Origin of the sequence: Micromonospora sp. ANENR4 (assembly GCF_015354395.1) — a bacterium.
Classification (GTDB): domain Bacteria; phylum Actinomycetota; class Actinomycetes; order Mycobacteriales; family Micromonosporaceae; genus Micromonospora; species Micromonospora aurantiaca.
In genome coordinates, this window is sequence record NZ_JADKYQ010000013.1 from 89,137 (window position 1) to 104,046 (window position 14,910).

12 protein-coding genes are annotated in these 14,910 nt (G+C 73.7%); all 12 read right to left on the bottom strand.

Annotated features, from left to right (window positions below):
- A complete protein-coding gene (locus IRY44_RS22910) occupies positions 1 to 2,835 on the bottom strand; it encodes an RICIN domain-containing protein (protein WP_194802290.1) in 2,835 nt (944 codons plus the stop codon).
- 289 nt (positions 2,836 to 3,124) lie between these two features.
- Complete coding sequence (locus IRY44_RS22915) at positions 3,125 to 4,192, bottom strand: polyprenyl synthetase family protein (protein WP_194802291.1); 1,068 nt, start codon at positions 4,190 to 4,192, stop codon at positions 3,125 to 3,127.
- Positions 4,189 to 5,583, bottom strand: coding sequence for a nucleotide pyrophosphatase/phosphodiesterase family protein (locus IRY44_RS22920; RefSeq protein WP_194802292.1), 1,395 nt, complete (start codon positions 5,581 to 5,583; stop codon positions 4,189 to 4,191). The genes IRY44_RS22915 and IRY44_RS22920 overlap by 4 nt, the downstream gene beginning before the upstream one ends.
- On the bottom strand, positions 5,580 to 6,800 hold the full coding sequence (gene eboE, locus IRY44_RS22925) for a metabolite traffic protein EboE (RefSeq protein ID WP_194802293.1): 1,221 nt from the start codon (positions 6,798 to 6,800) through the stop codon (positions 5,580 to 5,582). The genes IRY44_RS22920 and eboE overlap by 4 nt, the downstream gene beginning before the upstream one ends.
- Complete coding sequence (locus IRY44_RS22930; protein WP_194802294.1) at positions 6,800 to 7,651, bottom strand: TatD family hydrolase; 852 nt, start codon at positions 7,649 to 7,651, stop codon at positions 6,800 to 6,802. Before IRY44_RS22930 ends, eboE begins: the two co-directional genes overlap by 1 nt.
- A 1-nt stretch (position 7,652) precedes the next feature.
- Positions 7,653 to 8,258: an EboA domain-containing protein gene (locus IRY44_RS22935; RefSeq protein WP_194802295.1), complete on the bottom strand. Its 606-nt coding sequence runs from the start codon at positions 8,256 to 8,258 to the stop codon at positions 7,653 to 7,655.
- Positions 8,259 to 8,292: 34 nt separating this feature from the next.
- Entirely contained in the window at positions 8,293 to 9,189 is an 897-nt protein-coding gene (locus tag IRY44_RS22940; protein WP_194802296.1) for a sugar phosphate isomerase/epimerase, read from the bottom strand.
- On the bottom strand, positions 9,186 to 10,085 hold the full coding sequence (locus tag IRY44_RS22945) for an SCO3242 family prenyltransferase (protein ID WP_194802297.1): 900 nt from the start codon (positions 10,083 to 10,085) through the stop codon (positions 9,186 to 9,188). Before IRY44_RS22945 ends, IRY44_RS22940 begins: the two co-directional genes overlap by 4 nt.
- Complete coding sequence (locus IRY44_RS22950; protein WP_194802298.1) at positions 10,082 to 11,230, bottom strand: inositol-3-phosphate synthase; 1,149 nt, start codon at positions 11,228 to 11,230, stop codon at positions 10,082 to 10,084. The genes IRY44_RS22945 and IRY44_RS22950 overlap by 4 nt, the downstream gene beginning before the upstream one ends.
- 206 nt (positions 11,231 to 11,436) lie before the next feature.
- Positions 11,437 to 12,609, bottom strand: a complete 1,173-nt coding sequence (locus IRY44_RS22955; protein ID WP_370584995.1) for a Gfo/Idh/MocA family protein — start codon at positions 12,607 to 12,609, stop codon at positions 11,437 to 11,439.
- Between the two features lie 53 nt (positions 12,610 to 12,662).
- Complete coding sequence (locus IRY44_RS22960) at positions 12,663 to 13,715, bottom strand: substrate-binding domain-containing protein (protein ID WP_194802300.1); 1,053 nt, start codon at positions 13,713 to 13,715, stop codon at positions 12,663 to 12,665.
- A gap of 91 nt (positions 13,716 to 13,806) precedes the next feature.
- On the bottom strand, positions 13,807 to 14,895 hold the full coding sequence (locus IRY44_RS22965) for an ABC transporter permease (RefSeq protein WP_194802301.1): 1,089 nt from the start codon (positions 14,893 to 14,895) through the stop codon (positions 13,807 to 13,809).
- Positions 14,896 to 14,910 lie beyond the last annotated feature (15 nt).

Here is a 14,910-nt window from a genome sequence, read left to right on the forward strand (position 1 = left end):
TCACGGCAGGGTCCAGCGCTGGTTCGCCGCGCCGGTGCAGGTCCACAGGTGCACCGCCGTGCCGTCGGCCGAGTTGTTGCCGGACACGTCCAGGCACTTGCCCGACTGCGGGTTACGCAGCGTCCCGTCGGCCTGCGCGGACCAGTTCTGCGCGCCGGTGCCGTTGCACGCGTAGAGCTGGATCTTCGTGCCGTCCGCGCTGCCGCCACCGGACACGTCCAGGCACTTGCCGAGCGCCTTCACCGTGGCGTTCGGCGTCACGGTCCACGACTGCGCCGTCGTGCCGTTGCAGGTGTAGAGCTGGATCTGGGTGCCGTCGGCGGTGGCGGCGTTGCGCACGTCCAGGCACTTGCCGGCCAGGCCCTTGACCGGGCCGGTGCGGACCGCCGACGTGGTGAGCGTGAACGCGTCCAGGTCGTAGAGCGCCCCGGTGCCACCGGCGAACGTCAGGTAGAGCGTGGTGGTGCCGGACGGCGGGTTGGCGATCGTGCCGGTGACTGTGGTGAACGTGTCCCAGGCGCCGGTGACCGGGACGGTGGCCGAGCCGAGCACGGTGCCGGTGGCCGAGCCGGCCCGCACCTGGAGCGTGCCGCCGGCTCCGGCGGAGGAGACCCGGGCGGTGAACCCGGTGGCGTCGGCCAGCAGATACGGCTGGAACGCGATCCAGTCGCCGTTGTGGATGTCGCCGACGGTCCTGCCGCCCTCGGCGGTGGCCTTGTCGAACGTGTTGATCCCGGACGACGTCCTGAAGTGCTCGGCCTGCCGGTGCCGGGGCTGGAGCGTGTGCTGGGTGTGCGTGGTGAGGCCGCCGGAGTCGGTGTACTCGGCGTCGAAGACGGCGAAGATGTTCGCCGCGTCGTCGTGCTCACCGTCGACGGGTACGGCGATCGAGCCGGTGCAGCCGGTCGCCGAGGTGATCTGGTGGCCGTGCTGGTCGTGGCCGAGCACGTAGGTCATCTTGACCTTCGTGCAGTCGATCGTGGCGTCCTCCGGGTCGGTGACGGTGATCCGGAACGGCACGGTGTCGCCGAAGGAGAACAGCTTGCCGTTGCCGGGCGTCTCGATGACCACCGTCGGCGCGGTGTTGCCCACTGTGACAGTCACGCTCGCGGTGCCGGTGGCGCCCTGCGGGTCGCGGACGGTGAGCGTGGCGGTGTACCTGCCGTTGGCGGTGAAGGTGTGCGACGGGTTCGCCGCGGTGGAGGTGCCACCGTCGCCGAACGTCCAGGCGTACGTCAGCGCGCCACCCTCCGGGTCGGACGAGCCGGCCGAGGAGAACGCCACCGCGAGCGGCGCGGCGCCGGAGGTCCGGTCGGCGGCGGCACGGGCCACCGGGGCGCGGTTGGCGCCGCCCAGGTAGTCGAAGCGGTACAGCGCCGAGTTGGCGTCGCCGTTGAAGTAGCCGGTGCCGTAGTCGAGCACGTAGTACGCGCCGTCCGGGCCGAACGCCGAGTCCATCACCTGCTTGCCGGTCCACGGGAAGCTGTCGATGGTGCCGGGTGAGCCGTCGGCGTTGACGTGGATCGGCTTGATCCAGCCCCGGCCGAACTCGGTGGCGAAGAACTGCCCGTCGAACGACTGCGGGAACTTGGTGGTGGAGGGGTTCGCCGCGTCGTACCGGTAGACCGGGCCGCCCATCGGCGACTCGGAGCCGCCGCCGAACTCGGGCGGGCTGCCGGCGTCGCCGGCGTAGCGGATCCAGGACGGCTTCGCCGCCGGCAGCGTGGCCAGGCCGGTGTTGCGGAACGAGTTGTTCGCCGGGCCGCCGGTGCAGTTGAACTTCGCGCCGGCGGTGCCGGTGGCGAAGTCCCACTCGGCGTACGTCTCGGCAGCCGTGTTGGTGCCGGTGCAGTACGGCCAGCCGTAGTTGCCCGGCCCGGTGACCCGGTTGAACTCGACCTGCCCGGACGGGCCGCGGGCGGTGGTGGTGCCGGCGTCCGGCCCGTAGTCGCCCACGTAGACGACACCGGTGGCCTTGTCGACGCTGATCCGGAACGGGTTGCGGAAGCCCATCGCGTAGATCTCCGGGCGGGTCCGCGCGGTGCCGGGCGCGAAGAGGTTGCCGGCCGGGATCGAGTACGTGCCGTTGGCGTTCACCTTGATCCGCAGGATCTTGCCCCGCAGGTCGTTTGTGTTGCCGGCGCTGCGCTGCGCGTCGTACCCGGGGTTGCGGTTGGTGCGCTCGTCGATCGGCGCGTAGCCGGCCGAGTCGAACGGGTTGGTGTCGTCGCCGGTGGACAGGTAGAGGTTGCCTGCGGCGTCGAAGTCGATGTCGCCGCCGACGTGGCAGCACAGCCCCCGGTCGGCCGGTACGTCGAGCACGTCGACCTTGCTGGCCTGGTTGAGCGTGAAGTCGGCGTTGAGCGTGAATCGGGACAGCCGGTTGACGCCCTGCCAGGCGGAGAAGTCGGTGCCGGTGGCGGGCGCGTCGCCGGCCGGGGTGGACAGCGGCGGCGCGTAGTAGAGGTAGATGTGCCGGTTGGAGGCGAAGCCGGGGTCGACGCCGACGCCCTGGAGCCCTTCCTCGTCGTGGGTGTAGACCGGCAGCGTGCCGATGACAGTGGTGGCGCCGGCCGCGTCGGTGCGGCGCAGCGTGCCGTTGCGGGCGGTGTGCAGGACCGACCGGTCGGGCAGCACCGCGAGCGACATCGGTTCGCCGGTCTCGGCGACACCGCGGGCGAGTTCGACCTGCTGGAAGTCGCTCGCGGAGATCGGGTGGGCGGACGCCGGAACGGACGCCGCGGCCACTGTGACGGTGCCGGCGGTGGCCGCGAGCAGCAGCGCTGCGGCAGCGGCGAACGGTCGTCGGGCACGGGGGTGGTGGTGGCTGGACATGCTGTGCTGTCCCTTCCTGACGCGCGCAGCCAGGACCGGGCGCGCGTCGCGCCGGATGCCGAGCAGGGGGATGCTGCGCCGGCCCGCCGGGAGGTCGGCGGGCCGCGACCTCCGGTCAGGGCCGGAGGTCACCTCGCCGAGGCGGGCGGTGCGGGGCGATCTGGTGCGGGGCGATCACCTCGGCGAAACAGCGTTGTGCTGTGCACGACATTAAGACCTTTCGATCAGCCTGTCCATAGCTTCTGATCGATCGGCTTTGACTTTCGCCGCTCAGCGACAAAAGTAGGTGTCACTCATGGCGGTCGACCGCCCGCTCCGCGAGCGCCGCCAGCACCTGTCGCGCCGGTTCCGCCAGTGGTAGCGCCTCCAGCGCGACGAGCGCCGCGTCGGCCCGGGTGCGGATCATCCGCTCCACCGCCTCCCGGGCGCCGGACTCCTCGACGATGCCCCGCACCTCGGCCGCGCCCGCCTGATCGAGTTCCCGATCGCCGACCAGCTCCTCCAGCCGGGCCGCGCCGGCCGGGGAGGCGGACGCCCGGGCCAGCGCCAGCAGCACCGTCGGCTTGCCCTCCCGCAGGTCGTCCAGGTTGGACTTGCCGGTCACCGCCGGATCACCGAACACGCCGAGCAGATCGTCGCGCAGCTGGAACGCGTCACCGAGCGGATCGCCGAAGCCGGCCAGTGCCGCCACCTCCTCCGGTGGGGCACCGGCGAGCGCGGCGCCGATCTGCACCGGACGGGTCACCGTGTAGCGGGCCGTCTTCAGCCGTACCACGGTGAGCGCGCTCGCCACCGAGCCGTCCCCGGCCGCCCCGACCACGTCCAGGTACTCCCCCGCGATCACCTCCGAGCGCATCCGGGCCAGCAGCACGTGCCCCCGGCGCAGCCGCTCGGGCGGCAGCCCGCATCCGTGGAACATCTGCGCCGACCAGGTGGCGCAGAGATCCCCGCAGAGCAGCGCCGCCTGCCGCCCGTACGCCGCCGGGTCGCCCGGCCGGCCGGAGCGGGTGTGCAGGTCGGCGAAGAACCGGTGCAGCGTCGGCGCGCCCCGGCGGCGGTCGCTGCGGTCCACGATGTCGTCGTGGATCAGCGCGAACGCGTGGAACAGCTCCAGCGAGGCGGCGGCGGTCACGATCGACGGGCCGTCCGGGCCACCGAACCCCCGCCAGCCCCAGTAACAGAACAACGGCCGCATCCGCTTGCCGCCGGCCAGGACGAACCAGCGCACAGCGGTGTGGACGGCCCCCGTACCGTCGTCCGGCCGATCCGGCTCTCTCGCGTCCAGGAACGCGGCTAGCGCGGCGTCGAAGCGGCCCCGCAGCAGGGCCGGATCGGTCGGTGCGACGGTTACGGTCATGGTGCCTCCCTGGCCAGTCCGGCGAGTTCGAGCAGCAACGCCTTCACATCGGTGGCCTCCACCCGGGGCCGGATCGCGGCCCGGTCGGAGCAGATCAGCACCGGGCCGTCCGCCGGGTCGGCGGGCAGGCGCCCGTGTGAACCACGTACCGCCCGCGCGCCCGCGTCCAGCCCCACCACGGACATCAGGTAGCGCAGCCCGAGCTTCTTGCGGGCCAGCGCCACCGCCGCGCGGCGCTTCGCCGCACCCGGCGCGGCCGGGTCGAAGAACAGCTCCGCCGGGTCGTAGCCGGGCTTGCGGTGGATCTCCACCAGCCGGGCGAAGTCGGGCGCCCGCGCGTCGTCGAGCCAGTAGTAGTACGTGAACCAGGCGTCCGGCTCGGCCACCAGCACCAGCTCACCCGATCGGGGGTGATCCAGCCCGTACCCGGCCTGCCCGGCGGCGTCGAGCGCCTCGGCCACGCCCGGAAGCGCGGCGCAGAGCTTCGCCACCACCGGCACGTCCGCCGGATCCCTGACGTAGACGTGCGCCACCTGGTGGTCGGCCACCGCGAACGCCCGTGACGTCCACGGGTCGAGGTATTCCATCCCGGCCTGGGTGTAGACCCGCAACAGCCCTTCGGCGCGCAGCATCCGGTTCACGTCCACCGGGCGGGACACGTCGGTGATGCCGTACTCGGACAACGCCAGCACTGTGGCTCCCTGCTCGCGCGCGGCGTCCAGCAGCGGACCGAGCACGGTGTCCAGTTCGGCCGCCGCGACGGCGGCCTCCGGACCGGACGGGCCGAAGCGTTGCAGGTCGTAGTCCAGGTGCGGCAGGTAGACCAGGGTCAGGTCGGGGGCATGGTCGGTGAGGATGCGCTGCGCGGCCCGGCTGATCCACGCCGAGGACGGCAGCCCGGCCCCCGGACCCCAGTAGCTGAACAGCGGGAACGTGCCGAGCGCGTCGGTGAGCGTGTCCCGCAGCTCGGGCGGGTCGGTCCAGCAGTCCGGCTCCTTGCAGCCGTCGGCGTGGTAGACCGGGCGCGGCGTGACCGTCCAGTCCACGTCCGCGCCCATCGCGTACCACCAGCAGACGTTCGCCACCCGGTAGCCCGGCTCGACGCGGCGGGCCGCCTGCCACACCTTCTCGCCGCCGACGAGGGCATTGTGCTGCCGCCAGAGCAGCACCTCGCCCAGGTCGCGGAAGTACCAGCCGTTGCCCACCACGCCGTGCCCGGAGGGCAGCTCACCGGTGAGGAACGTGGACTGCGCCGAGCAGGTCACCGCCGGCAGCACGGTGCCCAGCTCGGCGGCGAACCCGGCTTCGGCCACCGCGCGCAGCCGGGGCATGTGCGCCAGCAGCCGCGGCGTCAGCCCGACCACGTCGAGCACCACCAGCCGCCGGCTCACGAGGGCACGCCTTCCGCCGCCCGCGGACCCGGAGCACCCTGCGCGCCGCCGTCGGCCAGGCCGAGCGCGGTCAGCTCGTCGCGGGCGAACGCCAGCTCGGCGGCGATGCCGGCGGCGAGCTCCGCGTCACCGCGCGGCCGCCGCGCCTCCGGCAGCACCCCCCAGGTGTACGTCTCGACGTCGAGGTGGTCGCAGCCGGCGACCGGACCGGCGTAAAACGCGGCAAGCGCCTCGCGCAGCACCGGCACGGTGGAGCGCAGCGGCGGCTCGGGCGGGGCGTGCAACGGCACGTGGTAGTGCACCCGCCACGCCCCCGGCAGCCGCGCGTCCAGTGCGGCGTCGAGGTCGTCGGCCGCGTACGCCGGATCGGCCGGATCGGCGGCGCCGGCGCAACCGGCGGCCCGGGTCTGGTGCAGGAACCTCGGTTCGACGAAACGGTGCAGCGCCGCGCTCGCCCCGGCCGGGTCGGGCGCCTCGATCGCCGCTGACACCTGGACCTTGACCACCGGCAGCCCGGCGGCACGCAGCCCGGCCAGGGCATCCGCCGGCTGCTCCCAGGCACACGCCAGGTGCGCGAGATCCAGGCAGATCCCGAGCCGGTCGGTATCCATGTCTGAGAATACCTCGCGTGCTTGTCCCGTCGACTCCACCAGGCAGCCCGGTTCCGGTTCGAAGCCGACCCGGATCACCCGGCCGGTCTCCCGCTGCACGGCGGCCAGCCCGTCGGCCAGCGCGTCCAGCCGGCGCCGGGCGGTGGCGGCACGCGCGGCGTCCCACGGGGTGCGCCAGGCGATCGGCAGCGTCGAGATCGAGCCCCGGACGGCGTCGTCGGGCAGCAGGTCGGCGAGCACCCGGGCCAGGTCCAGCGTGTACGCCGACCGCTGCGGCCTGGTCCAGTCCGGGTGGTACACCGCGCCCTTCACCACCGGGGCCTGGAACGCGGCGTACGGGAAGCCGTTGAGCGTGACCACCTCCAGCCCGCGTACGGTCAGCTCGTGCCGCAGCCGCCGGCGGGCCGGCGGGTCGGCGGCGAGCGCGGCGGCCACCGGCGCGGCCAGCCAGAGCCCGAGCCCGAGCCGGTCGGCGTCGAGTGCCCGGCGCACCGCCACCGCGTACGTGTCGAGCTGGGCGACGATGCCCGGCAAATCCTCGGCCGGGTGGACGTTCGTGCAGTAGCCGAGGTGGACGACCGTGCCGTCGGCGTGACGCAGCCGCATCACTGCCCCCCGCGCGCGATCGAGTTGCCGGCGAAGGTGGGGTCTGCGGCCTCCAGGTCGGTCAGGTCGAGCCGGCCGGACTGGCCGTAGAACTCGACCGGGTTGCGCCACAGCACCCGGTCCACGTCGTCGGCGTCGAACCCGGCCAGCAGCATCGCCTCCCCGGTGGCCCGGGTCAGCAGCGGATCCGAGCGGCCCCAGTCGGCCGCCGAGTTCACCAGCATCCGCTCGGTGCCGTACCGCTTCAGCAGCTCCACCATGCGCGGCGGCGACATCTTGGTCTCCGGATAGATCGAGAAGCCCAGCCAGCAGCCGGTGTCCCGGACCAGCTCCACTGTCACCTCGTTGAGGTGGTCGACCAGCACCCGCCCGGGCGGGATGCCCGACTCGGTGACCACCGCGAGCGTCCGCTCGACGCCGCGCGCCTTGTCCCGGTGCGGCGTGTGCACCAGTGCGGGCAGGTCGTGCGCGACGGCCAGGGCGAGCTGCCCGGCCAGTGCGGCGTCCTCGGCCGGCGTCATCGCGTCGTAGCCGATCTCGCCGACCGCCACCACGCCGTCCTTGTCCAGGTAGCGGGGCAGCAGGTCGAGCACCGGCCGGCAGCGCGGGTCGTTCGCCTCCTTCGGGTTCAGCGCCACTGTGGCGTGGTGCCGGATGCCGAACTGGCCGGCCCGGAACGGCTCCCACCCGATCAGCGAGTCGAAGTAGTCCACGAAGCTGTCCACGCTCGTACGCGGCTGGCCCAGCCAGAACGCCGGCTCGACCACCGCGCGGACACCCGCGGCGGCCATCCGCTCGTAGTCGTCTGTGGTGCGGGACGTCATGTGGATGTGCGGGTCGAAGATGCGCATGTCACGCCTCCGTGGTGGGGATGGTCAGCCGGCGCAGCAGGTCGGCCGCGTCGGCGGGCATGTCGCGACCGGCGGCGTGCCGCTCGGCGGCGAACGCGGCGAGCATCCGGGCCAGCTCGCCGTCGGCCCGCTCCGGCAGGCCGTCGACCACGGCGAGCGGTACGCCGGTGAACACGCACTTGAGCACCGCCTGCCGCCAGGTCGCCTGCTCCAGGTGCCGGGCGTACGGGCCGAGCGCGGCGGCGACCAGCCGGGTGTCGTTGGTGCGGATCGCGTCGTGCAGAAGCGGCACGCACTCCGCGCCGATCGGCAGCAGCGGCAGCGCGCGCAGCACCGCGCGTTTCTCGGCGGCGTCGCCCTGCCGGTACAGCGTCTCCGCGGCGGCGGCGTGGCCGTGCGGCAGCGCGGTCAGCAGCAGCGCCCGGGCCGCCTCGTCCGCCGTCCAGCCCGGCGGGTCGGGCAGCGGCAGACGACCGCACCGCCGGGCGGCGGTGGCGAAGAACCGCCCGATCGCCGTGGGTTCGGTCGCGACGCGGCGCAGCGCCGCGTCCAGCCACTGCGGATCGGGTACGCCCCGAAGCGCGGCGCACAGTCGGTCGGGTGTCATGCCGTCTCCCCTCTGCCGGGTGGAAGGTGGTGGGTCACCGCCCCTCGCCGCGCGAGGCGGCGGTGCGCAGGAAGTCCAGTGAGCGGGCGGCGACGGCTGGGGCGGCGTGCGAGTGCCGGGGCAGTTCCACTGCCACCAGGCCGCGGTAGCCGGCGTCGGCCAGGGCGCGCAGCACCGGCGGGAAGTCGATCTCGCCGGTGCCGAACTCCAGGTGCTCGTGCACGCCCCGGCGCATGTCGTCGATCTGCACGTTGACCAGGTGCGCGGCGACCTCGGACACGCACTGCGGCACCGGCAGCGGCTCCAGGCAGCGGCAGTGTCCGATGTCGAGCGTGATGCCGAAGCCTGGTGGCGCGCCGAGCGCCTCGCGCAGCCACCACCACCCGGCGACGTCCTCCACGAGCATGCCCGGCTCGGGTTCGAAGCCCAGCGGCACGCCCACCTCCGCCGCCTCGTCGCAGACGGTCGCGCAGCCCGCGACCAGGCGGTCGGCCGCGACATCGGGTGGTACGCCGGGCGGGCGTACGCCGGCCCAGAAGGAGACCGCCTCCGCGCCCAGGTCGGCGCCGATCCGGACGGCCCGGCGCAGGAACTCCACCCGCCGGGCCGGATCGTCGTGCAGCAGCGTCGGCGCGTGCTTGTGCCACGGGTCGAGCAGGTAGCGGGCGCCGGTCTCGACCACCACCGCCAGCCCGAGCGCGTCCAGCCGGCGGCGTACGGCGGCGACCCGGCGGGCCAGGCCGAGGGCGAACGGGTCCAGGTGGTCGTGGTCGAGGGTGAGCGCGACGCCCACGTACCCGAGGTCGGCGAGCACCGCCAGCGCGTCGCCGAGCCGGTGGTTGGCGAAGCCGTTGGTGCCGTACCCGAAGCGCAGCGCACCGGGCCCGGACAGCAGGCTGGCGGCGGCCCGGGTGGCCGGCGCGGCGGTCATGTCGGTGAGATCAGTCGGGCCAGGCGGCGGCCGAGCGGGGCGGCGCCGGCCACGGCGAGGCCGAGCAGCCGGGCCCCGGCGCGGGCGGTCAGCGCGCCCTGCAACGCGGGCAGCCCGGTGATCCCGGCACCGACCGCCGCCCGCACCCGGGACGGCGACGGGTCGGCGAGCACCCGGGCCTGCGCCCGGCCGTAACGGGCGGCGTACCCGGCCGCGAGGACCGCCGGCACCAGCTCCCCGAGCCGGGCGGCGCGGCCGGCACCGCTGCGGCCGGAGCCGGTGGCGGACGGGGTGGGCCGGGCCGGGGTGGTGAGCGCGATCAGCGCGGTGCCGGCCAGTGTGAGGCCGGGCAGACGCCGGTCCGCGCCGGTCACCTCGCGGCGGGACAGCGCGGTCACGGTCCAGGTGTGCGCGGCGACTGTGAACGCGGCGGGCAGCGCCCGGACCACCCGGCCGCCGGACGCGCCGAGCAGCACGTCCAGCCCTCGGCAGGCGGCCATCACCGCAGGCCCGACGGCGGTGTTCTTCGCGCGCAGGTCGTACCCCCAGATCGTCGCGGCGAGTGGGAGCGCGACCGCTGCCGCGCGGCGGCCTCCGGCGGCGGTGGCGACGGCGAGCCCGGCGGCGCTCAGGCCGGACGCGACGCCGAGCGCGACCGACGGGCGCACCCGGCCGGACGGGATCGGGCGATCCGGCCGCTCGACCGCGTCCAGCCGCCGGTCCGCCCAGTCGTTGGCGGCCATCCCGGCCCAGTAGAGCAGCACCGACGCGCCGGCCAGGGCCGGTGTGCGCGGGCCGAGCGCACCGGCGGCCGCCGCGCCGGAGAGCACATCCCCCGGGACGGAGAGCGCGGCCGGCGCGCGCACCAGCTCGGCCAGGTCGGCCAGGCGGGTCACGGCGTCACCCGGGCGTGCAGGCCGGCGGCGAAGTCCCGCAGCACCGTCCACTGGTCACCGAGCGCGTGGCCGGTCGCGCCGAGCGGGTCCTTGAAGAAGAACGCCAGCTCGGTCAGCGGACCCTCGCGTCCGGCCGCGTGGGCGGCGGCGGTGAGCCGGGCCAGGTCCAGCACGAGCGGCGCGGCCAGCGCCGAGTCGCAGCCGTGCCAGGTGAACTCCATCCGCATGCCGGTGCCCAGGAAGCCGGCGAACGTGACCAGGTCCCAGGCGGTCTTGAAGTCACCGAGTTCCTCGACGTACTCGATCCGGGTGTGGCCCTGCGGACGGTAGCCGAGCGTCTCGGCGAGCACCCGCTGCTTGCTGCCCACCTTCGCGGCGTTGGCGGCCGGGTCGGCGAGCGTGGCACCGTCGCCGCCGCCGAGCAGGTTCGTGCCGGACCAGGAGCGCACGGCCAGGTGCCGCATCGCGAACATCGGTGCGAGCACCGACTTGAGCAGCGTCTCGCCGGTCTTGCCGTCGTGCCCGGCGTACGGCAGCTTCCGTTCGGCGGCGAGCGCGGCCAGGGCCGGCAGGCGGGCGCCTGTGGACGGGGTGAAGTCCACGTACGGGCAGCCGGCGGTGAACGCCGCGTACGCGTACGCGGAGCTGGGCGGCAGCACGTCGGCCGGGCCGGTCAGCGCGTCGCGCAGCGCGGCCGGGTCGCTGTGGGCCGGATGCGGTGCGTGCGCCGGTTCGGTGGCGGCGACGTTCACCACCACCACCCGGTCCAGCCCGTGCCGGGTCCGGAACCCGGTCAGGTCGCGCACCACTGCGGCGACCCGCTCGCCCTGGTCGCCCTCGGCCGGTGCGGGCCGCAGCGCCGCCTCGACGGCGGCCAGGTCGGGTGCCACGGCGTCGGCCAGCCGGGCGGGCAGCACCCCTGCGGCGGCGAGCGCCTCGGCGCGTTTGGTCAGCGGGGTGGCGACCACGTCGTGGCCGCCGAAGACGAGATCGGCGAAGCCCGGCAGGGCGGGCCCGCGCACGTCGGGCAGCTCGGTCACGCAGCCGGTCGGCGCGGTGAGCCCGGCCCGCAGGGCCAGTCCCCCGACCACGGCGGTGGTGGCGACCGAGCCCCGCGCACCCACCAGCCAGACACCCGTACGCATTCGCGCTACCTCCCCAGGTAAGGCCGGTCCGCCGGTGCGGCCGGGGAATCCCGGTCCGGCCGCACCGGAGGGCCGTGCTGGTCGTGCCGGCGGACACCGGCGGCACGCTCCCCGGAGCCGGCCTCGTCCCCACCGCGGGGCGCAACCGCGACGGGCCCTCGCCGGCCGGCGCCGGTGAGTGTCGGGCGGGCCTGGCCCGCCTCGGGTCAGGCGGAAGCTTCGGCCAGGGCGGGCTCCACCTCCGTCCAGGCGGCCCGCTCGGCCGAGCGGGTCACCGCGTCGAGCACGAGCTGGACCTGAAGCGCGTCGGCGAACGACGGTGCCGGGTCGGCGCCGGTGGCGACCGCCTCGACGAAGTCGCGCGCCTGGTGGGTGAAGGAGTGCTCGTAGCCGATGATGTGGCCGGGCGGCCACCACGCACCCAGGTACGGGTGGTCCGGCTCGGTCACCAGGATCCGGCTGAAGCCCTGCTCGGCGGCCGGCCGGGTGGCGTCCAGGAACTCCAGTTCGTTGAGGCGTTCCAGGTCGAACACGACGCTGCCGCGCGAGCCGTTGATCTCGACCCGCAGGGCGTTCTTGCGGCCGGTGGCGAACCGGGTCGCCTCGTACGTGGCGAGCGCTCCCCCGTCGAGCCGGGCCACGAACACCGCCGCGTCGTCCACTGTCACAGGCCCCACGGCGCTGCCGTTGCCGTCGGCCTGCGCCGCCAGGCCGCTCGACCCGGCGACGAGGGGCCGCTGACGCACGAACGTCTCGGTGAGCGCGCTGACCCCGCTGACCAGCTGACCGGTGACGTACTGGGTCAGGTCGATGATGTGCGCGCCGATGTCACCGAGCGCGCCGGAGCCCGCCCTGTCCTTCTGCAACCGCCACACCAGCGGGAACTGCGGGTCGACGATCCAGTCCTGGAGGTAGGTCGCCCGCACGTGCCGGATCTCGCCGAGCCGCCCGTCGGCCACCAGCTGCCGCATCAGGGCGACAGCGGGCACCCGCCGGTAGTTGAAGCCGCACATCGCGCGTACGCCGGACTCGCGTGCCCGGGCCGCGGCCTCGGTCATCTCGCGGGCCTCGGCGACGCTGTTCGCGAGCGGCTTCTCGCACAGCACGTGCTTGCCTGCGGCGAGCGCGGCGAGTGCGATCTCGCGGTGACTGTCCCCCGGTGTGCAGATGTCGACCACGTCGATCTCGTCGGACTCGACGAGCCGCCGCCAGTCGGTGGTGTAGCCGTCCCAGCCGAGCCGGTCGGCGGCTTCGGCCACCTTCGGCTCGTCGCGGCCGCAGACGAGCGCCATCCGCACCCGCGCCGGCAGGTCGAACACCCGGTTCACGGTGCGCCACGCCTGGGAGTGCGCGGCGCCCATGAACGCGTAGCCGACCATGCCGACCCGCAGGATGCTGTCGTGACTGGACAAGGTGGGTCTCCCCCCGTGTGTCAGAACCCGAGCTTCAGGTAGTCGCTCGCGTTCTCCTTGGTGATCGTCTCGGAGGCGAGCACGATCTCCTTCGGTACCTGGAGTTCGACCAGGTCGGACATGCCCTTGCCCTGGCCGATCAGGCGGGCCAGGGAGATGGCCGAGGAGGCCATCGAGGGGCTGTAGGTGACTGTGGCCTTGAGGACGGTGCTGTCGGCGGCGATGTCCTCCATGGCCTTCTTGGAGCCGGCGCCGCCGACCATGATGAATTCCTTGCGGTTGGCCTGGTTGACCGCCGCGAGCACACCGATGCCCTGGTCGTCGTCGTGGTTCCAGACCGCGTCGATCTTCGGCAGCGCCTGGAACAGGCCGGTGGCGGCCTGCTGCCCGCTGTCCACTGTGAACTCCGCGGGCCGCCGGTTGGCGACCTTGAACCCGTACGAGGCGAGCGTGTCGGCGAACCCCTTCGAGCGTTCCTGGGTCAGCTCCAGCGACTCGATGCCGGGGATCTCGCCGATCACCGGGTTGCTCACGCCCTTGGCCTTGAGCTGCTCGGCGATGTAGGTGGCGGCGGCCACCCCCATGCCGTAGTTGTCGCCCTTGATCTGCAGCCGGTAGGCGCGCGCGTCCGGGAAGGCCCGGTCCAGGTTGACCACCGGGATGCCGGCCTTCATCGCCTCCAGGCCGAACGCGTTGAGCTCCTTGCCGTCGTGCGGCAGCAGCACGATCACGTCGGGCTTCTGCGAGATCAGCGTGGACAGCGCCGCCCGCTGGGCCGCCGCGTCCGCGCCGGCCTCGACCGACTTCAGCTCCACGTCCTGGTACGCCCCGGCCTGCGCCTTGGCGTTGTTGGTGATCGCGGCGATCCAGCCGTGGTCGGCGGCGGGGGCGGAGAAGCCGATGCTCACCTTCTTGCCCGTCTCGGTGTTGGCGCCGGAACCGGCCGCCTTGGTCTGCGCCTCGGTCGGGCTCTGCTCGTTGCTGGTGCAGCCGGCGAGCAGCACCCCGGCGGAGACGGCGGCCCCGCCGAAGAGCAGCCGGCGGCGGGACAGGTCATGGCGCGGTGTTCTCATGACGCCTCCTGGGATGAGGTGGTGGGGTGGTTTCGGGTGTGGCGGGCCGGACCACCGTCGGTACGACGGCAGCCGGGGTGTGCGCGTGGGGTCAGGTGGTGGTGGCCCGGTTGCGGGCGAGGAACTGGGTGAGGCTGCCGAACTGCACCTGCTGGACCAGGACGGCGGCGACGATGATGCCGCCCTTGACCATGTTCTGGGCCTCGGCGGACAGGTTGTTGATGGCGAACAGGTTGGTGATCGTGGAGAAGATGATCACCCCGAGCAGGGAGCCGATGATCGTTCCCCGCCCGCCGCTGAGCAGCGTGCCGCCGATGATCGCGGCGGCGATCGCGTCCAGCTCGTAGAGGTTGGCCATCGCCGCCTGCGCGGAGGTGGCCTGCGCGGTCAGCATGACCGCGGCGATGCCGCAGCACAGACCGGACAGCGCGTAGAGCATCACGGTGTGCCGGCGGACGTTGATGCCGGCCAGCCGGGCCGCCTCCGGGTTGCCGCCGACCGCCACCGTACGGCGGCCGAACGTGGTGCGGTTCAACAGCACCCAGCCGGCCGCCACCACCGCCACCAGGACGTAGACCAGCAGCGGGATGCCGAGCACGTTCGTGCTGGCGATGCCGTTGATGAATGTGTTGCCCGACACCTGGGTCTGCTTGTCGGAGATCTCCGCCGCCAGCCCTCGCGCGGCGACGAGCATGGCCAGCGTGGCGATGAACGGCACCAGCCGCCCGTACGACACGAGCAGCCCGTTCACCACGCCGACGGCGAGCCCGACGGTGAGCGCGGTGAAGATCATGCCGCCCGCGCCGTAGCTCTGCGTCGCCACTGTGGTGCACCAGACCCCGGCGAGCGCGACGATCGCGCCGACCGACAGGTCGATGCCCCCGCCGATGATCACGAACGTCATGCCGACGGTGACCACGCCGACCACCGAGGCGAGCTTGAGGATGGTGAGCGTGTTGCCCCACACCCAGTTCGGGTCGCCGTAGAGGTCGGGGCGGGTCAGGATGCCGATGACCACCAGCACGACGAGCGTGGCGAGCAGGCCGAGGTTGCGCTTGACGCCCTCCCCGCCGTCGCCGCGCCACCAGGAGAGCTTCGCCGGCGCGTCGACCTTCGCGGTCTCCGTCCGCTCCACCGGCGGCGACTGCGCGGGCAGCGAGGTGTCGGTGGCTTCGCTCATGCCGGCGCCCCGCTT